The organism is Vibrio sp. 1401 (assembly GCF_033340295.1).
On sequence record NZ_JAWOWF010000047.1, the window covers coordinates 17,701 to 38,874 of the forward strand.

16 protein-coding genes are annotated in these 21,174 nt (G+C 46.2%); 12 read left to right on the forward strand and 4 right to left on the reverse strand.

Features of this window, described 5'->3' with window-relative positions; all coding sequences use genetic code 11:
- Window positions 1-26 precede the first annotated feature (26 nt).
- The 3 genes from R7Z77_RS19570 to R7Z77_RS19580 all read left to right on the forward strand — a co-directional run bounded on the left by R7Z77_RS19570 (window position 27) and on the right by R7Z77_RS19580 (window position 2,489).
- The gene (locus R7Z77_RS19570) at window positions 27-509 is read left to right on the forward strand and encodes a hypothetical protein (protein WP_005382371.1); all 483 of its coding nucleotides are present in this window, start codon (window positions 27-29) and stop codon (window positions 507-509) included.
- Between the two features lie 199 nt (window positions 510-708).
- On the forward strand, window positions 709-1,086 hold the full coding sequence (locus tag R7Z77_RS19575) for a hypothetical protein (protein ID WP_005382370.1): 378 nt from the start codon (window positions 709-711) through the stop codon (window positions 1,084-1,086).
- Window positions 1,087-1,103: 17 nt separating this feature from the next.
- Window positions 1,104-2,489 carry a class II fumarate hydratase gene (locus tag R7Z77_RS19580; protein WP_170890894.1) on the forward strand — a complete coding sequence of 462 codons (1,386 nt, stop codon included), beginning with the start codon at window positions 1,104-1,106 and terminating at the stop codon, window positions 2,487-2,489.
- A gap of 90 nt (window positions 2,490-2,579) precedes the next feature.
- On the opposite strand, the gene R7Z77_RS19585 is transcribed toward R7Z77_RS19580, so the two are convergent.
- Window positions 2,580-6,011, reverse strand: coding sequence for a PAS-domain containing protein (locus tag R7Z77_RS19585; RefSeq protein WP_170890895.1), 3,432 nt, complete (start codon window positions 6,009-6,011; stop codon window positions 2,580-2,582).
- A 135-nt stretch (window positions 6,012-6,146) separates the two neighbouring features.
- Window positions 6,147-7,334 carry a 3-phenylpropionate MFS transporter gene (locus tag R7Z77_RS19590; RefSeq protein WP_005382367.1) on the reverse strand — a complete coding sequence of 396 codons (1,188 nt, stop codon included), beginning with the start codon at window positions 7,332-7,334 and terminating at the stop codon, window positions 6,147-6,149.
- A 233-nt stretch (window positions 7,335-7,567) separates the two neighbouring features.
- Here R7Z77_RS19590 and R7Z77_RS19595 point away from each other — a divergent pair, with 233 nt between their 5' ends.
- From R7Z77_RS19595 to fis, 9 genes are all read left to right on the forward strand, one after another.
- Window positions 7,568-9,394, forward strand: coding sequence for a DUF294 nucleotidyltransferase-like domain-containing protein (locus R7Z77_RS19595; RefSeq protein WP_161441463.1), 1,827 nt, complete (start codon window positions 7,568-7,570; stop codon window positions 9,392-9,394).
- A 33-nt stretch (window positions 9,395-9,427) separates the two neighbouring features.
- Window positions 9,428-10,057 carry a 3'-5' exonuclease gene (locus R7Z77_RS19600; protein ID WP_025768818.1) on the forward strand — a complete coding sequence of 210 codons (630 nt, stop codon included), beginning with the start codon at window positions 9,428-9,430 and terminating at the stop codon, window positions 10,055-10,057.
- Between the two features lie 237 nt (window positions 10,058-10,294).
- The gene (gene acs, locus R7Z77_RS19605) at window positions 10,295-12,247 is read left to right on the forward strand and encodes an acetate--CoA ligase (protein ID WP_054577285.1); all 1,953 of its coding nucleotides are present in this window, start codon (window positions 10,295-10,297) and stop codon (window positions 12,245-12,247) included.
- A gap of 303 nt (window positions 12,248-12,550) precedes the next feature.
- Entirely contained in the window at window positions 12,551-13,000 is a 450-nt protein-coding gene (gene aroQ / locus R7Z77_RS19610; protein ID WP_005382360.1) for a type II 3-dehydroquinate dehydratase, read from the forward strand.
- A gap of 61 nt (window positions 13,001-13,061) precedes the next feature.
- Entirely contained in the window at window positions 13,062-13,523 is a 462-nt protein-coding gene (accB, locus tag R7Z77_RS19615) for an acetyl-CoA carboxylase biotin carboxyl carrier protein (protein ID WP_005386355.1), read from the forward strand.
- Window positions 13,524-13,537: 14 nt separating this feature from the next.
- Window positions 13,538-14,881, forward strand: coding sequence for an acetyl-CoA carboxylase biotin carboxylase subunit (accC, locus tag R7Z77_RS19620; RefSeq protein WP_005382509.1), 1,344 nt, complete (start codon window positions 13,538-13,540; stop codon window positions 14,879-14,881).
- A 165-nt stretch (window positions 14,882-15,046) separates the two neighbouring features.
- Complete coding sequence (gene prmA, locus R7Z77_RS19625) at window positions 15,047-15,934, forward strand: 50S ribosomal protein L11 methyltransferase (protein ID WP_005382507.1); 888 nt, start codon at window positions 15,047-15,049, stop codon at window positions 15,932-15,934.
- A gap of 139 nt (window positions 15,935-16,073) precedes the next feature.
- Window positions 16,074-17,042 (forward strand): tRNA dihydrouridine synthase DusB, encoded by a 969-nt coding sequence (gene dusB / locus R7Z77_RS19630; protein WP_318136794.1) that lies wholly within the window; start codon window positions 16,074-16,076, stop codon window positions 17,040-17,042.
- 23 nt (window positions 17,043-17,065) lie between these two features.
- Window positions 17,066-17,362, forward strand: coding sequence for a DNA-binding transcriptional regulator Fis (gene fis, locus R7Z77_RS19635; protein WP_000462885.1), 297 nt, complete (start codon window positions 17,066-17,068; stop codon window positions 17,360-17,362).
- 74 nt (window positions 17,363-17,436) lie between these two features.
- On the opposite strand, the gene R7Z77_RS19640 is transcribed toward fis, so the two are convergent.
- On the reverse strand, window positions 17,437-18,594 hold the full coding sequence (locus R7Z77_RS19640; RefSeq protein WP_064354389.1) for an MFS transporter: 1,158 nt from the start codon (window positions 18,592-18,594) through the stop codon (window positions 17,437-17,439).
- On the reverse strand, window positions 18,591-20,162 hold the full coding sequence (locus tag R7Z77_RS19645; protein WP_054575314.1) for an ABC-F family ATP-binding cassette domain-containing protein: 1,572 nt from the start codon (window positions 20,160-20,162) through the stop codon (window positions 18,591-18,593). The genes R7Z77_RS19640 and R7Z77_RS19645 overlap by 4 nt, the downstream gene beginning before the upstream one ends.
- Window positions 20,163-21,174: the final 1,012 nt, after the last annotated feature.

Sequence of the window (21,174 nt, forward strand, 5' to 3'; positions counted from 1 at the left end):
CAGTATGTCGTTGCAAGGAAGCCAAGATGTTCAAAAACAAGCACTTTATTCTCGCTCTACTGATTGCGCCAGTTCTCTCTTTGATCGCTTACTTCGGTACCGATATGGCCCTCAGCGAGAAACCCCACGCGGCGCAAGAAGGGGAAACTTACAAACTCGCGAGTAAGTCTAATTGTCGTTACACCAGTGGTCTGTGTGATATGGAAAATGGCGATTTTAAAGTGAAATTTCGCTCTGAAAAACTCACTAAAAATAACTTAGAATTGTCACTCAACGCCGCTTACCCACTTGAAGGGGTTAAAGTTTCTATTGTGAGTGACAAAGAGAAAAACGCTCAACCGATTGATATGAAGCCCGCAGATCAAGCAGGCCAAAGCTGGTACATCACCTTACCAAAGCCTGCATCTGCAGAAAGCTGGTTAAGAGTCGTCATTCAATCAGGCGGCACACTATATTATGGTGAAACACAAACCGCATTTGTGAAGTACGAAACCTTATTTACTGAATAACGGCGACAAGCTAATTCACCGGTATTCAAACGACAGTGACTTAGTTTCACTCAGCATAAATGAATTCCTACTCAGCCGACGCCTTTGCGTCGGCTTTTGTTTCAGTAAGTCTTTCTTCAACAACCTCTTACTCTAAAAAGGGTTGCCAACTCACAATTTAATTGATAATAATTATCATTACATTTGATGAGAGGTGGTTATGGACAACAAACGGGACATCTTTAACGCATTTTTTAAAGCCCAAGATAGATTCCTTCTCGCCGCACCACATGGCTTTGAGCCAGACGTGATTCATGACTATATTCATTGGGGAATGGTGTTGTCTTCCTGTTATGAACACGATGCCGATGAAGAAAATCTATTGTTGTGTGAGCTGTTTTTACGTCAGGTTTATTTCCATTTACTAGACGCAATTCAAGACTCAACTCGCAGTCGTATCTTCCGTCGTGTCTGTCTCGATTCTATCCATACGCCATTATTCTGTCTCAAACGCTATTACTACCAGTTTGAACAAGGCGACGTGAAATTTCTCGCACTACAACAACAATTACGCCTGATTCAAATCTCACTCGATTAACCAAAAGGATCCCTACCATGAGCACCGAACTCCGCATAGAAACTGACAGTATGGGCGAAGTTACTGTCCCTGCAGATGCTCTCTACCAAGCCCAGACTCAACGCGCCGTCGATAACTTCTCATTCAGTCAACATAAAATGCCATCTGGTTTTATCAAAGCGTTAGCACACATCAAGCAGACTGCGGCACTCACCAACGCACAGCTAGGGCTGCTTGAAGGAGATATTGCCAACGCGATTGCTGACGCAGCTCAAGCAATTATCGAAGGCAATCATATTGAGCAATTCCCAATTGACGTATTTCAAACCGGATCAGGCACTAGCTCAAATATGAATGCGAATGAAGTAATTGCAACACTGGCCTCCCAGCATCTAGGCGGCACTGTCAGCCCTAATGATCACGTCAATATGGGACAAAGCAGCAACGATGTGGTACCAACGGCCATTCAAGTTAGCGCAGCATTAGCCATCGAAAAACAGCTCTTCCCGGCCCTGTCACACCTCAGCCAAACACTAGAGTCTAAACAGCAAGCATTGAAAGATGTTGTAAAAACCGGTCGCACCCACTTAATGGACGCGATGCCAATTACCTTTGCTCAAGAACTTGGCGGTTGGCAGTTCCAAATCGAGCATGCAAAACAAGCGATTGAACAAACACTTCCTGCTGTAAAAGCCTTAGCCCAAGGTGGTACGGCGGTTGGAACGGGGATCAATGCCGATCCACGCTTTGCAGACTTATTCGCTAGCAACCTAACCCAGTCAACTCGCATTCAGTTCACGGCCAGTGATAACTTCTTTTTCAATTTAAGCAGTCAAGATGCGATCGTCGCTCTGTCGGGACAGCTCAAAACAGCAGCAGTTGCGATCATGAAGATCGCAAACGATCTTCGTTGGATGAATTCAGGCCCATTGGCTGGTTTAGGTGAAATTGAATTACAAGGCTTGCAACCGGGTTCTTCCATCATGCCTGGCAAAGTAAATCCTGTGATCCCAGAAGCCGCAGCTATGGCATCAGCGCAAGTCATTGGTAATGACACCACCATTACCGTCGCAGGCCAAGCGGGCAACTTCCAGCTTAACGTCATGTTGCCAGTTATTGCTCATAACGTATTGGAGAGCATCGAGTTACTCTCTAACAGCGCAACCGCTTTAGCTGACAAAGCCATTGCGACGTTTGAAGTTCGCCAAGATAACTTGGATGTAGCACTCGCCAAAAACCCAATTTTGGTCACGGCTCTCAACCCGGTCATTGGTTACCTAAAAGCGGCAGAAGTCGCGAAAAAAGCCTACAAACAGGGGCGCGCGATTATTGATGTCGCGGAAGAAGAAACTGATTTGGATAGAGCCACACTAGAGCGATTGCTTAATCCAGCCAAACTGACCCAAGGCGGCGTCGCAGAATAAACGGCAAACTCAGCCTATCAACTAAGATTACAAATATCGAGACCTCTATTCGGAGGTCTCTTTTATAGCGATTTTTCAAACACTCCAATCCTAAGCGACTCGATTGAGCACCGAACGCAGCTTAAGCGGCTTAACTGGCTTAGCAATAAAGCTGAACCCATTTGCTTGGATGCCATCAAGCATATCATCGGTACGATCTGCACTGATGATGACGCCTTCAAAGCTGTGGCCTAATCTCAGGCGGCATTGCTGTAGCACTTCTAAACCAGTACGACCATCATCAAGTCGGTAATCGGAGAAAATTACATCCGGAATCCAACCATCCTCAAGCGCTTGTAGACTTTCAACTAAATCAATCGCAACTCGCGTATCGCAGCCCCATCGGGAAAGTAAGTTTTCCATGCCGACTAGAATGTCAGGCTCATTATCGACACATAGGATTCTCAGATGACCAAGTTCAGATTGCTTACTCATTGCCACGTGAACTGGATGAGGCTGAACATGATCAGCTTTATCTAGGGTGATGGAAAAAACACTGCCTTTTCCAACCCAAGAGCGCATCGAAATTTCATGCCCAAGTACCTGAGCAATTCCTTTCGAAATCGCCAAACCAAGTCCGAGACCTTGGTCGGAACGAACTTGAGTTCCGCGATTAAACTCTTCAAAAATCTCTTGCTGCTTCTCTTCTTCAATACCCACTCCATTATCCCATACATCAATACGCACTCGCCCTTTCACGCGGCGAACACCGAGTGCGACTTTGCCATTCGGGTTATAACGAAACGCATTGGTCAGGAAGTTTTGCACCACACGGCGCAGCAGTTTGGGATCCGACTTAACCATGAGTGAGGACGGAATCATGGTGAACTCTATACCTTGCTGTTTGGCTAACGCACTAAACTCAGCATTCAAATTCGATAACACATCATTTAACGCAAAGCCATGCACGTTGACTTCCAACTTGCCCGATTCCAAACGCGAGATATCCAGCAAATCTCCAATTAAGTCTTCGGCAGCCTCTAAAGCACTTTCAATGTGTGCTGACAGCTTTTTGGCTTCACTGTCTTTGGCGACTTCCGATAGTGAAGATGCGAATAGACGCGCCGCGTTGAGCGGTTGCATCAAGTCATGACTTACTGCCGCCAAGAACCGTGATTTGGACTTCGATTCCAAATCCGAGCGCTGCGTCGCTTCCACCAGCTGCTTGTTAAGTTGTTCTAATTCTCGAGTCCGCAGACGTACCCTTTCTTCCAATGTCTCGTTGGCGTCTTTCAGTGCTTGCTCTGCATCACGGAATACGGTGATGTCGGTAAAGCTCATCACAAAGCCACCACCTGGCATTGGGTTACCTTGCACCTCTATCACGCGACCATCGGGACGAACCCGAGAAGAGGTGTGCCGAGTCCCTTGCTCAAGGTGATAAACACGGCGACGGACGTGGTCATCAGGGTCACCAGGGCCACACAACCCCTGCTCTGCATTGTGCCGAATCACATCCGCAATCGGTCGACCTACTTGAATCAAGCCTGGCGGAAATTCAAAGAGTTCTAAATAGCGTTGGTTCCACGCTACCAAGCGTAGTTGCTTATCGACGACCGCAATACCTTGTCCAATATGCTCAATCGCGCCTTGGAGTAAACCCCGACTAAAATCGTACAGTTCAGAGGCTTCATCGACGATAGTCGCCACCTCTTCAAGCTGCATGTTTCTACCTTGCAGAGCGGAAGTAAGTACTAACTTAGCAGAAGATGCACCAAATACCCCTGCTAGCACACGCTCCGTATGCCGAATCAGAGAAGATGGCGCTTGTTGATTCGGCATCAACTCTTCTCGTTGCTGGCTCCAGTAGGCTTGAAACGCCGCTTTAACTCGCGTTCGTCCTACAAATCTGGACGCTAGCATTTCCAGTTCTGCAACCGTAACGCGGCTCTGGTACAGACTCATATTTTCGCTTTCAGGCAACGGTGTACCAACGAATGATGCCGATTGTAAGCGCTCACTTAGGCTTGGTCGGGTAGCCATAGAAACCACAACAAAACACACTGCATTAGCGACCACACTGAGGATCATCCCCCAATCTGAAATCGCGATATCAAAACTAGCCAATACCTCTGGTGGCGTAATCAACCAGATCAGGAAGTTATTGCTGGCGTCTCCGGCAAGCATGTCTGTTTGGCTCATTAACGTAATCAGCCAGGTAGCAAAACCCACCGCGAGGCCGACATACACACCTTTCTTATTCCCTTGACGCCAATACATACCGCCAACCAGCGCAGGAGCGAATTGCGTGATAGCCGCGAACGAGAGAAAGCCGATAGCAGAAAGTGAATGAATGGTGTCCAACGCTTGATAGAAACACCACGCGCCAATCAACAAAACTAAAATCAAACCACGGCGGATCCGCAGTAATAATTCAGAAAAATGATGATGGTTACGCTGCGTCAGTCGCATGCGACGCAATAGCAATGGCATAACCAAGTCATTCGAGACCATGATCGCTAAAGCAATCGTCGATACGATAACCATGCCACTTGCCGCTGAAGTACCGCCTAGAAACGCAAGTAAGGCGATTTCACTCGCCCCTACCGACATCGGCACACTGATGACATAAGTATCAGGCGAAGCGCCACTCAAGAGACCTTGCCCTACCCACGCAATAGGTAAAACAAAAATCCCCATTAAGATCAGATAAATGGGGAACAACCAACGAGCCACATGCAAATCTTGAGCACGTTCATTTTCCACTACCATCGTATGGAATTGTCGCGGAAGGCATACGATCGCCAGCATGGTGAGTACAGTATGAATCAATATAGTCGGGATATTTGGTGACTGATACGTCTGTGCGGCAACATCAATTAAGCTCAAACTCTCGGTGTTCATCGCCAACCAAACAATGAAGACACCGACCACTAAAAAAGCCAGCAGTTTGATAATGGATTCGAAGGCAATTGCCATCATCATCCCACGATGGTGTTCCGTGTTATCAATGTGGCGGGTACCGAATAGCATCGTAAAAATCGCCAATGCGACCACAACAAACCACGACACGCTATCATTTTGATAACCAAAATCAGTAGCCAGCTCTGGAGCAATGATTTCAAGCCCCATAGTGATACCACGCAGCTGTAAAGCGATGTACGGCAAAATTCCCGCAACCGCTATGAGCGTAACAACCACGGCCAAACCTTGGGATTTACCGTAGCGTGCTCCGATAAAGTCAGCAATCGACGTGATGTGTTCCCGTTTAGCAATCAAAATAAGCCGAGCTAAAACGCGCCATCCGATGGTAAACACTAAAATGGGAGCAATATAGATGGGCAAGAAAGACCAAGGATTACTGCTGGCCTGCCCGACCGTGCCGTAGAAGGTCCATGATGTACAGTACACCGCAATGGAAAGGCTATAAATCCAAGGCCGCCAGCGTGCTAGCCACCTTTTCTGAATGTCGCCGTACCACGCGATGATAAATAAAGCTCCCAAATACGCTAAAGAAACGGGAACCACCAGCCATCCTTGCATCCGATATCCTTTCTTGCCTTTCTTGCTACTTTTAAAGCAAGAGAATAAAAAAACCTCTCCATGAGGGAGAGGTTTCATTTAACACTGCTTTGATAACGGAGACAAAGCTTAGTTTTTAACCTTTGTTACATAAGTCTAATTCTGTGTTTCAAGTGGCTTGTCTGATACATCAACCACCTGATGTGGGTCTTGCGAATCAAGCTTGATGAACAGAGCCAATAACCCCATCGCGGCCATGCCCCAGAACACAAGCGGTCCCCAGTGCTCATAACCCCAGCCACTCAATACGGTCATTAACGCGATAAATGCGCCCAACGGAATCGCGTTATACAACGCTTGCAACGCTACGATCTTATTTTCTTCGGAGTTTTGGATATATTGGATCGCGGCAATGTGTGCGGTAGCGAAAGTCACACCATGCAATAGTTGAACAATCACCAAAGCAATAATTGATGTTGTCGACGCCGTAATACCCCAACGCATCATTACACCAACGGCTGCAGCAATAAACAGCGCGCGTATTGACCAACCTACGAATAAACGCTTACTCAGTGCAAACACTGCCACTTCTGCGGCCACCCCCAAGCTCCATAAGTAGCCAATGACATCTTCCGAGTGACCAGCGGCCTTCCAGTGAATCGCACTAAAGCCGTAGTAAGCCGCATGACTGCCCTGAATTAGTGACACCAACACTAAGAATTTTAGTATCGGCTTGTCGGTCAAAAGAGCGGTCAGCTTTGGACGTTCTGCGCTTTGCCCACCGTGCGTTACAGGCATTGGGTTAGTCGGTCGCATAGCAAACAGCAACGAGATAAACACGCCGAACATCGCAGTGTACAAGATCATATCGGAGCCAAATTCAGCCACCAGGTAGCCCACTGCCGTCGAGCCTGCGATAAAGGCGATCGAACCCCATAGCCGCGTGCGGCCATAATCGAGCATTTTCAGGCGAGCGTAGTAATTTGCCATCGCGTCCGACAACGGAATAATCGGTCCACAACAAAGATTGAACAACACTGTCGCTAGTGCCATTAACCAAAAGCTACCACCCGTAAAAAAGTGAAATCCAACAAAAAGGAGGGCAGCGAAACTCAACCAACGTAAAGCAGGCATAAGATGTTCGACTTTGTGTACTCGTGGGGTGATCACGATATTGGCAACACAACGTGTCGCAAGGCCTAACCCGACCAGCAAACCGATATCTGTCGAAGATACGCCCTGATCCTTAAACCAAAGTGACCAAAATGGCAGATACACGCCATACGCAAAGAAGAATCCGAGAAAGTACTGGGAAATCCAGCCATACGGAGAAGGTTTCAACATTACTAATATCCTAAAACGGGAACACCAACGTTCGAGCCGGGAATTATGGATCGCCATGCGTATTATAAAAAGGGAAGAATAAGAAACTTATCGTTTCCTCGATGGAATACTAACTTTGCGACATTTGGCATCTTCAAGCGAAAACATCGTAATTTAGACCAAAGTCGTCTGGCTTCCGGTAAGAAATTTGTCAGACTTAGAGAGTGTTCCTTCCATCATTATTGGGTGTTCTCATGCCTGACAAATTTAACATGCAATCTCCACCGTTCGATCGCTTAACTGAAGCACAACAAACGCGACTGCGATCGTCTCTGGACGTCGCCTACTATCGAGCTCGAGATGTTATTTTATCCTGCGGACAGAAGAACCCCCACTTACATATTCTGATCAAAGGCGCGGTAGAAGAGCGCTCCAACGATCAACAGGAAGTGTTCGCACATTATGCCAACGACGATATGTTCGATGTACGCTCGTTACTTGAAGACAAGGTACGTCATCACTACATCGCGCTTGAGGACACGCTCTCTTACCTACTGCCGAAAGAAGTTTTCCTTGCCCTTTACAACGAAAATGGCCAGTTTGCAGCCTATTTCGATAACAATTTATCGAAACGGCAAGAGCTCATCGAAGCGGCCCATCAACAGCAAAACTTAGCGGAGTTTATTCTCACTAAAGTTGACCGCAGCATTTATCACCCACCGATGATTCTTGAATCAAATACACCAATTAACGAGGTAACACGTTCCTTAAAAGAAAATGGGATTGACGCTGCATTGGTTCAACTCCATGGCGATGATCCACGATTGGAAAAATGGCCATCAGCCCACCCGTACGCAATAGTGACTCGTACTAATATGCTGCATTCTGTGATGATAGATGGTTGCGCGCTCGACACACCAGTGGGTGAGATCGCGAGCTTTCCTGTTTATCACGTTGATGATGGTGACTTTCTATTCAACGCCATGATCACAATGACCAGAAATAGAATGAAACGCCTCATGGTATGTGAAGGCAACCGAGCCGTCGGCATGCTGGATATGACCCAAATTCTCAGCGCGTTCTCAACCCACTCTCACGTGTTAACGCTCAGTATTGCTCGAGCAAGCAGCGTGGAAGAGCTCGCTTTGGCCTCAAACCGCCAACGTCAATTGGTCGAGAGCTTATTGAAAAACGGCATCCGCACTCGCTTCATCATGGAGCTTATCTCAGCCGTAAACGAGCAAATTATCGAGAAAGCGTTCGAGTTAGTGATACCACCAGCCTTGCACGACCATTGTTGCTTGATCGTACTCGGCTCTGAAGGCCGAGGAGAGCAAATTCTCAAAACCGATCAAGACAATGGCCTGATTATTCAAGATGGTCTGGAATGGCCTCATTGCGAACAAGTGATGCAATCCTTCACACACACCCTACAACAGCTCGGTTATCCACTTTGCCCTGGCAAAGTGATGGTTAACAACCCGAAGTGGGTCAAAACACAGCAAGAATGGATAAGCACCCTAAACCACTGGATAGCTAAAGCCGAACCAGAACAAATCATGGACTTAGCCATTTTCAGTGACGCCCATGCTGTTGCTGGGAATTGCGAGCTGCTGGCTCCAATTGCGGCGCATCTTCGTGACACAATGAAAGATCGCATGTTGATATTGTCTGATTTTACTCGCCCTGCCTTGCAGTTTTCTGTGCCCCTAACTCTATTTGGCAACGTAAAAAGTGCTAAAGACGGATTGGACATTAAACGCGGCGGTATTTTCCCAATTGTACACGGCATTCGCACCTTGTCTTTGGAATATGCCATTGAGGAGAAGAACACGTTTGAGCGCATTGAAGCTCTGAGAAATAAGCGCATCTTAGAATCCGAAACGGCAGATAATCTCAACGAAGCACTGAAATTGTTCTTTAAACTTCGCCTTAATCAGCAACTCAAAAAGCAAGAAGCGTTGAATAACATTGATATTAAACAACTGGATAGAACTGAGCGTGATTTGCTTCGCCACAGCTTACATGTGGTGAAGAAATTTAAGCAATTTTTAGGCTTCCATTATCAAATTCGTGATTAACCCTGATTTTCATAAATCACAGAGGCGTAAGCAATGAACTGGTTACAACGCAAATACTGGTACTACAAATTGAAAGGTTCGCCTTATCAGTCGCTGTTTTGCACGCCAGATAAAACAGAATATGTCTCTCTTGACTGCGAAACCACCAGCCTTGACCCAAATCGCGCCGAGCTGGTGACTATTGCAGCCACCAAGATCATCGACAACCGTATCATCACCAGTCAACCATTTGAAGTCCGCTTACGCGCGCCGCAATCGCTCGACTCTGGCTCAGTCAAGATCCATCGAATTCGCCACCAAGACTTAGTCGATGGCATCAGTGAAAAAGAGGCGCTGCTCGAGCTGCTCGACTTTATCGGCAACCGACCACTTGTGGGCTATCACATTCGTTACGATAAAAAGATCTTAGACCTTGCTTGTCTGAGGCAACTTGGCTTCCCACTTCCTAACCCACTCATCGAGGTCAGTCAGATTTATCACGATAAGTTGGAACGACATTTGCCGAATGCCTATTTCGACTTAAGTCTGGATGCCATTTGTAAACACCTCGAACTTCCTATCCAAGACAAACACGACGCCTTGCAAGACGCGATTTCTGCCGCTTTGGTCTTTGTCCGCTTAACGAAAGGCGATTTACCCAACCTAACCGCGCCGTATACATAAAAATCAGTTGACCTAGCTCCCAGAAATACTTTTGTTTCAGCGATTTCCCGGCGCTTCCATCACTCTCATCCTAAAGTCTAATTGTGGAAATACGCGCGGTGACTGACAGTTATAAGCACAACGTCGTCATTACCACGACCAAGTTATTTAGAACCAAAAAACAGCCCTACAAAAATATATTCAAAATCTTATCTAGATTGGTGTAAGGCCGAGAAATAAGGCACAAGGAGAGAAGCCATGAGCGAAGCCCACGTTTATCCGGTAAAAGAAAATATTAAAACTCATACACACGCGGATAATGATACTTACTTAGCCATGTATCAGCAGTCGGTAACCGATCCAGAGGGCTTCTGGAGCGAGCACGGCAAAATCGTTGATTGGATCAAACCTTTCACCAAAGTAAAAAGCACTTCTTTCGACACTGGCCATGTTGATATTCGCTGGTTTGAAGATGGCACACTGAACGTCTCGGCTAACTGTATTGACCGTCATCTTGCAGAACACGGGGACGACGTCGCCATCATTTGGGAAGGCGATGATCCAGCCGACGACAAAACACTCACTTTCAACGAACTGCACAAAGAAGTGTGTAAATTCTCCAACGCATTGAAAGAGCAAGGCGTACGCAAGGGCGACGTGGTGTGTCTATACATGCCAATGGTGCCAGAAGCCGCAGTGGCGATGCTCGCTTGTACCCGTATTGGTGCGGTTCACACCGTAGTATTTGGCGGTTTCTCACCAGAAGCACTATCCGGCCGTATCATCGACTCTGACGCTAAAGTCGTGATCACCGCTGACGAAGGCGTACGTGGCGGACGCGCTGTTCCACTGAAAAAGAACGTGGATGAAGCACTAACCAACCCAGACGTAAAAACCATCAATAAAGTCGTCGTGCTTAAACGTACAGGTGGTGATGTTGAATGGCATGAACACCGTGATGTTTGGTGGCACGAAGCAACAGCCAACGTTTCTGACGTTTGCCCACCAGAAGAGATGAAAGCCGAAGACCCGCTGTTCATCCTCTACACATCTGGCTCGACAGGTAAACCTAAAGGCGTACTACATACTACAGGCGGTTACCTCGTCTACGCGGCAATGACCTTTAAATATGTCTTCGATTATCAACCAGGTGAAACCTTCTGGTGTACCGCGGATGTGGGCTGGATTACAGGCCATACTTACCTAATTTATGGTCCACTAGCGAACGGGGCCAAAACCATTCTGTTTGAAGGTGTTCCAAACTACCCAAGCACGGCTCGTATGAGTGAAGTGGTTGATAAGCACCAAGTGAACATTCTCTACACTGCGCCAACCGCTATTCGTGCACTAATGGCAAAAGGTAACGAAGCGGTAGCAGGGACATCACGTTCAAGCTTACGTGTAATGGGTTCAGTAGGTGAGCCTATCAACCCTGAAGCGTGGGAGTGGTACTACAAAACGATTGGTAACGAGAGCTCGCCTATCGTTGATACTTGGTGGCAAACAGAGACCGGCGGTATCTTAATTGCACCACTACCAGGCGCAACAGACTTAAAACCAGGCTCAGCAACTCGACCATTCTTCGGAGTCCAACCTGCACTGGTTGATAACATGGGCAACATCATTGAAGAAACCACAGCAGAAGGTAACTTGGTGATCCTTGATTCATGGCCAGGTCAGATGCGTACTGTTTATGGCGACCACGAACGCTTTGAACAGACCTACTTCTCAACCTTCAAGGGAATGTACTTTACTAGTGATGGTGCTCGTCGTGACGAAGACGGCTACTACTGGATCACTGGCCGTGTTGATGACGTACTAAACGTGTCGGGTCACCGTATGGGTACCGCTGAAATTGAATCAGCGCTAGTGGCGCACCACAAGATTGCAGAAGCGGCGATTGTTGGTATTCCACATGACATCAAAGGCCAAGCTATCTACGCTTACATTACATTGAACGATGGTGAATTCCCGTCAGCTGAGCTGCACAAAGAAGTGAAAGATTGGGTGCGTAAAGAGATTGGTCCAATTGCAACACCAGATGTACTGCACTGGACGGATTCCTTACCGAAGACTCGTTCTGGTAAGATCATGCGTCGAATCCTGCGTAAAATTGCAACGGGTGATACCAGCAACCTCGGAGACACATCAACGCTTGCCGATCCGAGCGTTGTAGATAAACTTATCGCAGAGAAAGCAGAATTGGCATAAATTCAACCAACTGTTTTAAAAGCACTTTAAAAACCGCCATCACTCATGGCGGTTTTTTGCTTTAGTGCACAAATTGGCCACACAAAAAATATGGCAATTATGTTGTTTTTGTTAACTTGGTTACAGAAACGAGAGTGGCTATTAGGAGATTAGACCAGTAAATTGCTGCTAATTGCTATGAATTAGCTATAATCTTGGTCGATTTTTTAAAATTTGCTCGGTTTTAACAAAAAAATCGTGCTGAACTATCGTATATTTGGGAATATAAACGTTCCACTCACGATAAGGGAAGATAGCAACACAATGTCTGCAAAGTCACGGATTCTTGTTCTAAACGGACCAAATCTTAATCTATTGGGTCTGCGCGAACCGACACACTATGGTCACAGTACCTTAGCTCAAGTTGTGGATACTCTTACAGAGCAAGCCCATAACGCTGGGGTAGAACTGGAACACCTACAATCAAATCGTGAGTACGAACTGATTGAAGCCATTCACGCTGCCTATGGCAAGATTGACTTCATCATCATCAATCCAGCGGCTTTCACTCATACTAGTGTGGCGCTGCGAGATGCATTACTTGGCGTCGCCATCCCATTTATTGAGGTGCACTTATCAAATGTGCACGCACGTGAACCATTCCGTCATCACTCTTATCTGTCAGATAAAGCAGAGGGTGTGATTTGCGGTTTAGGCGCACAAGGTTATGAATTTGCTCTGTCTGCAGCGATCAATAAGCTACAGGCAAAGTAACCCTAACACTCTGCAACCCTACGAGGGTTGTCTTAATCACAAGATAAAAGAGAAAGAAAAGATGGATATTCGTAAAATCAAGAAGCTAATTGAGTTAGTTGAAGAGTCTGGCATTGCTGAGCTAGAGATCTCTGAAGGTGAAGAGTCAGTGCGCATCAGCCGTCATGGCACTGCAGCCCCTCAAGCACCAATTCACTACGCAGCAGCTCCAGCGGCGGCACCTGCTCCAGTAGCAGCGGCACCAGTAGCGGAAGCGCCAGCAGCAGAAGCTCCAGCAGCAACACCTGCAGGTCACCAAGTTCTTTCTCCAATGGTTGGTACTTTCTACCGCTCTCCAAGCCCAGACTCTAAAGCATTCGTAGAAGTGGGTCAGAAAGTAAATGCTGGCGATACTCTATGTATTGTTGAAGCAATGAAAATGATGAACCAAATCGAAGCGGACAAATCTGGCGTTGTTACAGCAATCCTAGCTGAAGACGGCCAACCAGTTGAATTCGACCAACCTCTTGTTGTAATCGAATAAGCGGGGCTTGCCTTATGCTAGACAAAGTAGTCATCGCGAACCGAGGTGAAATTGCACTTCGTATTCTTCGCGCTTGTAAAGAATTAGGTATTAAGACCGTCGCTGTTCACTCAACAGCGGACCGCGATCTTAAGCACGTACTACTCGCAGACGAAACCGTATGTATCGGCCCTGCTCGTGGTATCGACAGCTACCTAAACATTCCACGCATCATTTCTGCAGCAGAAGTGACTGGTGCTGTGGCTATCCACCCAGGTTACGGCTTCCTGTCTGAAAACGCAGACTTCGCAGAGCAAGTTGAGCGCAGTGGTTTCATCTTCGTTGGTCCAAAGGCAGACACTATCCGCCTAATGGGCGATAAAGTATCTGCTATCAATGCAATGAAGAAAGCAGGCGTTCCTTGTGTACCGGGTTCTGACGGCCCTCTAGACAATGACGAAGAGAAAAACAAAGCATTTGCTAAGCGCATTGGTTACCCAGTAATCATCAAAGCATCTGGCGGCGGCGGCGGTCGTGGTATGCGTGTTGTTCGCGCAGAGAAAGACCTTATCCAAGCCATTGCAATGACACGTGCTGAAGCAAAAGCGGCGTTCAACAATGACATGGTTTACATGGAGAAATTCCTAGAAAACCCTCGTCACGTTGAAGTTCAGGTTATTGCTGACGGTCAAGGCGGCGCAATCCACCTTGGTGAGCGTGACTGTTCAATGCAACGTCGTCACCAAAAAGTAGTGGAAGAAGCTCCAGCACCTGGTATCACCGAAGAAATGCGTAAGTACATCGGTGAACGCTGTACTCGTGCATGTATCGAGATCGGTTACCGCGGCGCAGGTACGTTTGAATTCCTATACGAGAACGGTGAGTTCTACTTCATCGAAATGAACACTCGTATTCAGGTAGAGCACCCAGTAACAGAGATGGTTACTGGCATCGACCTAATCAAAGAACAGCTTCGTGTTGCAGCGGGTCAGCCTCTGTCATTCACTCAAGATGATATTAAGATCCGTGGCCATGCGATTGAGTGTCGTATCAACGCAGAAGACCCTGAGCGCTTCCTACCATCTCCGGGTAAGATCGAGCGTTTCCACGCTCCTGGCGGTATGGGTGTACGTTGGGAATCTCATATCTACACAGGCTACACAGTTCCACCTCATTACGATTCAATGATTGGTAAACTGATCACTTACGGTGAGAACCGTGATGTAGCGATTGCACGTATGAAAAACGCACTGGGTGAGATGATCATCGAAGGCATCAAAACTAACGTGCCACTGCAATTCTCCATTATGAATGACGAAAACTTCCAACACGGTGGTGCAAACATCCACTACCTAGAGAAGAAGCTTGGCTTACAATAAGCCTAAGCAAACGTCTTAAAAAATGCCCACTCCCGTGGGCATTTTTGTTTTATATGTACGCGAACGGCTCAACATATAAATCGGCTTATTTGGGTATATACTCAAACAAATCGTAGAGTTCTGGTAAACTCTGCGCCACTTCATTCACTTTAAGAGCAAAAACCAATGCCTTGGATTCAAATCAAACTCAACGCGACCAATGAAAACGCTGAGCAAATCGGCGATATGCTAATGGAAGAGACTGGCGCGCTGTCTGTTACATTCTTAGACGCGCAGGATACACCTGTATTCGAACCTCTACCTGGCGAAACTCGCTTATGGGGCGATACTGATATTCTGGCACTGTATGATGCAGAAGCAGACACTAACTTCATCATCGACCAAATTAAAGCGAGCAATATGCTGGCTGACAATTTTGCTTACAAAGTAGAACAGCTTGAAGATAAAGACTGGGAACGCGAATGGATGGAAAACTTCCACCCAATGAAATTTGGTGAACGCCTATGGATTTGTCCAAGCTGGCGCGACATTCCAGATCCTGACGCTGTTAATGTTATGTTGGATCCAGGCCTTGCATTCGGTACGGGTACTCACCCTACAACAGCACTTTGTCTTGAGTGGCTAGAAAGCATGGACTTAAGCGGTAAGACCGTTATCGACTTCGGTTGTGGCTCAGGTATTCTTGCGATCGCAGCAATCAAACTGGGCGCTGAAAAAGTGATAGGGATCGACATTGATCCTCAAGCCCTGCTTGCTTCAAAAGACAATGCTGAGCGTAATGGCGTTGCAGACAAACTAGAAGTTTACTTACCGCAAAATCAACCTGAAGGTCTCGTCGCTGACGTCGTTGTGGCCAACATCCTTGCAGGACCTTTACGTGAACTTGCACCTATCATCAAAGGGCTAGTTAAGCCAAATGGCGACCTTGCAATGTCTGGCGTATTAGACACTCAAGCTGAAGATGTTGCGAACTATTACCGTGACGAGCTTCACATTGACCCGATTGTTGAGCAAAGTGAATGGTGTCGCATCTCTGGTCGTAAGCAAGGCTAGACAAGGTTTTCAGAGCTAATTGTTTGAAATTCATACAATTTACAAAAACAATTTGTAAATGCTCAAATATTAGTCTTTTCACGCAGTGAAAAAATGCGTAAAATGCGCGCCCTTGCTGGTACAGAACTGTGATGACGTTTTGAAAATCGGAAACTATCAACTTAAGAACAATCTAATCGTAGCCCCTATGGCTGGTGTAACGGATAGACCGTTTCGCGAGTTGTGTCTTCGCTATGGTGCGGGAATGGCCGTCAGTGAAATGATGTCTGCTAACCCAAAACTATGGGGAACGTCAAAGTCGAAACAGCGCATGGTACACGAGGGCGAATCGGGCATTCGCTCTGTACAGATTGCGGGTTCCGATCCACAGCTTATGGCGGACGCAGCTCAATTCAGTGTTGAGAACGGTGCACAAATCATCGACATCAACATGGGCTGCCCGGCAAAAAAAGTGAATAAGAAGCTAGCGGGCTCTGCTCTGCTTCAATACCCAAACATTATCGAAGAGATTTTGAAAGCGGTCGTGAATGCAGTGGACGTTCCTGTAACGTTAAAGACTCGAACTGGCTGGGATACAGACAACAAGAACTGTGTCCAGATCGCTAAATTAGCCGAAAACTGCGGCATACAAGCTCTTGCTCTGCATGGCAGAACGAAAGCATGTATGTACAAAGGTGAGGCCGAATATGACAGCATTAAAGCGGTAAAAGAGGCGATTTCAATTCCGGTTATCGCGAACGGTGATATCGATAGCCCGGAGAAAGCCAAATTTGTACTGGAGTACACCGGTGCGGACGCTTTAATGATTGGACGCCCTGCCCAGGGTCGTCCTTGGATTTTCCAGGAAATCCATCACTATTTGGAAAACGGCACCACAATGGAGGAGCTTCCAACTGAGGAAGTGAAAACCATTATGCTTGGTCATGTAAATGCTCTGCATGAGTTTTATGGGGAGTTCTTAGGTCCACGTACCGCGCGCAAGCACGTTGGGTGGTACCTGAAAGAGCATGAACAGGCAAGTGAGTTTCGCCGTACCTTCAACGCTATCGACGCAGCTCCGCTGCAAATTGAGGCGTTAGAAGGTTATTTTGATAACGTTGCATCATAATTAAGAGAAGAGCTAGACCGAATATGTTCGAACAAAATCTGACTTCAGAAGCATTAACAGTAACTACAGTAACGTCACAAGACCAGATTACTCAGAAGCCTTTACGTGACTCTGTTAAAGCGTCTCTTAAAAACTACCTTGCTCAACTAAACGGCCAGGAAGTAACAGAACTATACGAATTAGTTCTAGCTGAAGTTGAACAGCCACTACTAGATACTATCATGCAGTACACTCGCGGTAACCAAACTCGCGCAGCAACTATGATGGGTATCAACCGCGGTACTCTTCGCAAGAAACTTAAGAAATACGGCATGAACTAAGACCGTTTTTCAAAAAGTATTTGGAACAAGCCGTTACCTTTTTAGGTAACGGCTTTTCTTTATCTACTAAAACACTACGAATAACGCTCACTTTGTGCAGTATTACCAACTGGCTTTAAGATAACCACTGCTGAGCCAAACAATAGCAAAGCCACGACAGCGACACATTCATTGCCTACAGAATACGCGAAGCCCGCCAAGGCAGACCAAATCGCGACACCAAAGTGCATCATACTCATTCCAGAAGACATCAACACACCTCGATATTCATCAGATAAGTTTGTTATATGTGCTTGTAATGCTGGAGAACCAACCCCTCCAGCAAGAGACCAGAGCACTAGAGCTGGAAGATAAGCGGTAACCGTACTCATCTCACTTGAGAACACCCATGCACTGCAAGGTATGCACACCATTAAAGCCACTCGCATAACAGCTCGAGAGCTACCAAGCCAACGGCAAGCTCTCCCCACGCACATATTTCCAACCACACTCACGATCCCTAGAGCAGCATAAATAGCGCCCACCCAACCGAGCGCCAACTCGCTGGTATCTCGAATATGAAGGCCTATCAGGTTAAATACACCAATACCTCCCCCTAGGCCTAAACACATCGCTAGAATCGCCCTCAACGCGCCTGGAAGATGAATGACGTCTGTGATAGGTGGCAGAGTATCTGACTTCTTGGACTCATTATGCTTGTTGTTCATGGACACTACGCTCATGGCACCGACAAAAAGAGCCGCCACGCCCAAAATAATAAAAGCGGTACGCCATGATAAAAGCTGGGTCAACAATGCTCCGATCGCCGGACTAGTTATCATACCTAGCGTTAATCCCGCCTGAACCATCACAATTTGACGCATCGCTCTATTACCCTTCGCGTCTCCCGCTAACGCGAATGCAATTGGTAACATGCCTGCACTTGCAATACCAGTGATCACACGAGTTGCAATAGCAAGTTCAAAATCATGAACTATGCCCGTCGTAATAGACGCAACCCCAAATACAAAGCAAGCAGGCACCATGATACGAATACGCCCAACTCGGTCTGATAAACGGCCCAAGTAAGGAGCGCAAATTGCTATGGCTAAACTATATGCCGTAATAAATAAGGTCACCTGACTCGGTTGAACACTTAAATCATTTCCGATAGGTTCAAGAATAGATCCAAGCATCAACTCATCAGCACCAACAAGAAAAGCAACGAGAAATAGGATCATGGACTGCATCATAGCTCCACCTCCTGTTCTGTTTCCGATTCAGCACAAGTGAGCAACGAAATATCTAAAACTCTATCAGGCCAAGATTGCAAAAATGCCTTCTCATGAGATACTACAATCACGCTACCGGAAAAGCGCTGGAGAGCCTCTTTAAGCGCATTTTTGCTGCTGCTATCCAAATGTGTTGTTGGTTCGTCCAACAGCAAAACATTGCATTTCTGAACCGATAAACAACACAGTTTCACCCGAGTTTGCTCACCACCGCTCAATGTATCTAAGTGGCGCTGCGTCTTATCCCCCGTGATCCCAAAGCGAGCTAATAGCTTGCGTGACTCTTTGCTTGAGATTGTTGGCGCACAAGAGCACAGCTCCTGTTCAGGCGTGTTCTGAGGATGGCGCCAAGACAAATCTTGAGAAAAATAACCAATCATTGCACCTTTTGCCAATACCACCTCACCAGAGAGTGGCTCGATCTTCCCCATCAGGGTTTTAAGTAAGGTCGACTTACCCACGCCGTTAAAGCCAGCAACAACCAACTTTTCCCCGCGCGCTAACGTGATATCAAATACTGGAAGCAGAGGCTGCTGATAACCGATCATCAACGCTTTTGCCTCAACCACATTCGGTTGCTCAATGGGCTGGTAAGCAAAGTCAAACGTCGATACTTTCTCTACATGATTCAGTTGAATACGTTCGATTTTATCCAGTCTCTTCTTACGCCCTTTAGCAAGACTGGCGTTAACTCCTGCACCATTTTGGGCAATAAATTTCTCTAACTTTCGAATTTCACTTTGCTGAGCCTTATATTGCTTTTCTAATAAAGCACCGTCGTGCTGCTTTTGCTGCATTGCTTTGACATAAGTACCGCTGTATTTTCGAACCGTTTGATAATCAATATCACAAATACTGGTCGCTACTTGATTAAGAAAATCAACATCATGAGAAACCAGTAAAACGGTACCAATGTAATCATTGAGAAACGTGACTAGCCATTCAATGTGCGGAGCATCAAGATAGTTTGTCGGCTCATCAAGAATTAACACATCGGGGTTGCGAAGTAACAACCTGCCTAAAAGGACTTTGTGCCTTTGACCGCCACTTAGCGAGATAAGCGGTGTATCTAAGCCAAATTGATAAATACCAAGACCTACAGCAACTCGTTCAATTTTGGTATTAATTGCATAGAAGTCTTCATCTTCTAAATATGCCTGTAGCCGAGCGACTTGGCTTAAAAGAGATGTAGAGTGAGACTCGGTCATCGCATGATACAAAGTCCAAAGCTTTTGCTCTGCAGCGTATAAACTCTCAAAAGAGCCCTTTAAACACTCATGAACTGTCAGCACATTATCGATCTTAAAATGTTGTTCTAAATACCCCACCTCAAGGTTTGGTAACCATTCAATGCAGCCCTTATCTGCAGATAATTCACCGAAAAGCAGTTTCAATAAGGTGCTTTTTCCAACACCATTCGCTCCGGTGATACCTATTTTCTCTCCCACGTTAATACGAAAGGTCACGTTGTTGTATAACGTCTTATCAGCTATCTGATAAGACAAATTTTTAACTTGTAAAATACTCATGTTTTCAACCAAATAAAAAAGGGCCGGTGATCAATACCGGCCCTTATTTCAATACTGGGTAATGCTTTGTAGCTGCTTAACAGATACAAAAAGGCCGATGATGAAATATCACCGGCCATCTCTTCTCTTTTATCAGGTGTACAAGCTCCTGCGTATAACTTCAGCGAAGCTACCCACACATAAAACACCTGATGAAGATTAATTTAAGACTCCGAGCAACACTTCATCGCGTTTTTTGCACGGAGTTCAGCCTTCTTACAAAGCTTTTAAACAAGAGATATAACATGATTTACTGTCGAAAAAACACTCGATGTGAAGCGTACACCTTTAGAATAAAAAGTACCAGATAATTATTAAAACTATCGTGACTTACACGAAGGTCCACTGAAAGAAGACTTTTCCTCAGTCAATGTGCTAGGTGAACGACTTACTCAGCAAACACAGCTATGAAAGCACCTATACCGCTCACGTTATACGAATGTAGTGGTGGCTTTGTAGGTTGGAGAGGGTTAGAGGGAAGAAGTAGCGAATACACTTTAAGACACTGGCTTAAATAGATCGACAAAACAAAACCCATGTTTGGAAAGTTTTAAATGCGCTGAGTTTATATTAATAAGCGCCTATGGCTAAATCAAAACATCTAAAGCAGAGAAATCTCCCCCGAAAATAACATAACCTAGTGAATAAATTTTCCAGGTAATAATAAAGGAAGCTTTGGTAAGTAAGCATAAGGGCTGAGAACTAGCGCTCGATACTAGGACCCGGTTCAGTAGAAACCACACAAAACTGAGTTCCACTTCACTCATAACAGGGCTTAGAAAGCATCGCCAGAGGGAAGCCTGCCTCTCGATGCAAGGTTTCAATATGAAAGTGGGTTTAAGGTAAGTCGGGGAACCAAAACGAAAAAAGCCTCAGTCTTTCGACTGAGGCTTAATATAAGTGGCGGAGTGGACGGGACTCGAACCCGCGACCCCCGGCGTGACAGGCCGGTATTCTAACCAACTGAACTACC

Excerpts from the sequence above, each read along its gene's own strand:
- fis (WP_000462885.1), top strand. The coding sequence starts at position 17,066 with ATGTTCGAACAAAATCTGACTTCAGAAGCATTAACAGTAACTACAGTA.
- R7Z77_RS19645 (WP_054575314.1), bottom strand. The coding sequence starts at position 20,162 with ATGAGTATTTTACAAGTTAAAAATTTGTCTTATCAGATAGCTGATAAG.
- R7Z77_RS19600 (WP_025768818.1), top strand. The coding sequence starts at position 9,428 with ATGAACTGGTTACAACGCAAATACTGGTACTACAAATTGAAAGGTTCG.
- acs (WP_054577285.1), top strand. The coding sequence starts at position 10,295 with ATGAGCGAAGCCCACGTTTATCCGGTAAAAGAAAATATTAAAACTCAT.
- accB (WP_005386355.1), top strand. The coding sequence starts at position 13,062 with ATGGATATTCGTAAAATCAAGAAGCTAATTGAGTTAGTTGAAGAGTCT.
- R7Z77_RS19640 (WP_064354389.1), bottom strand. The coding sequence starts at position 18,594 with ATGATGCAGTCCATGATCCTATTTCTCGTTGCTTTTCTTGTTGGTGCT.
- R7Z77_RS19580 (WP_170890894.1), top strand. The coding sequence starts at position 1,104 with ATGAGCACCGAACTCCGCATAGAAACTGACAGTATGGGCGAAGTTACT.
- R7Z77_RS19590 (WP_005382367.1), bottom strand. The coding sequence starts at position 7,334 with ATGTTGAAACCTTCTCCGTATGGCTGGATTTCCCAGTACTTTCTCGGA.
- accC (WP_005382509.1), top strand. The coding sequence starts at position 13,538 with ATGCTAGACAAAGTAGTCATCGCGAACCGAGGTGAAATTGCACTTCGT.
- R7Z77_RS19570 (WP_005382371.1), top strand. The coding sequence starts at position 27 with ATGTTCAAAAACAAGCACTTTATTCTCGCTCTACTGATTGCGCCAGTT.
- R7Z77_RS19595 (WP_161441463.1), top strand. The coding sequence starts at position 7,568 with ATGCCTGACAAATTTAACATGCAATCTCCACCGTTCGATCGCTTAACT.
- aroQ (WP_005382360.1), top strand. The coding sequence starts at position 12,551 with ATGTCTGCAAAGTCACGGATTCTTGTTCTAAACGGACCAAATCTTAAT.
- R7Z77_RS19585 (WP_170890895.1), bottom strand. The coding sequence starts at position 6,011 with ATGCAAGGATGGCTGGTGGTTCCCGTTTCTTTAGCGTATTTGGGAGCT.
- prmA (WP_005382507.1), top strand. The coding sequence starts at position 15,047 with ATGCCTTGGATTCAAATCAAACTCAACGCGACCAATGAAAACGCTGAG.
- R7Z77_RS19575 (WP_005382370.1), top strand. The coding sequence starts at position 709 with ATGGACAACAAACGGGACATCTTTAACGCATTTTTTAAAGCCCAAGAT.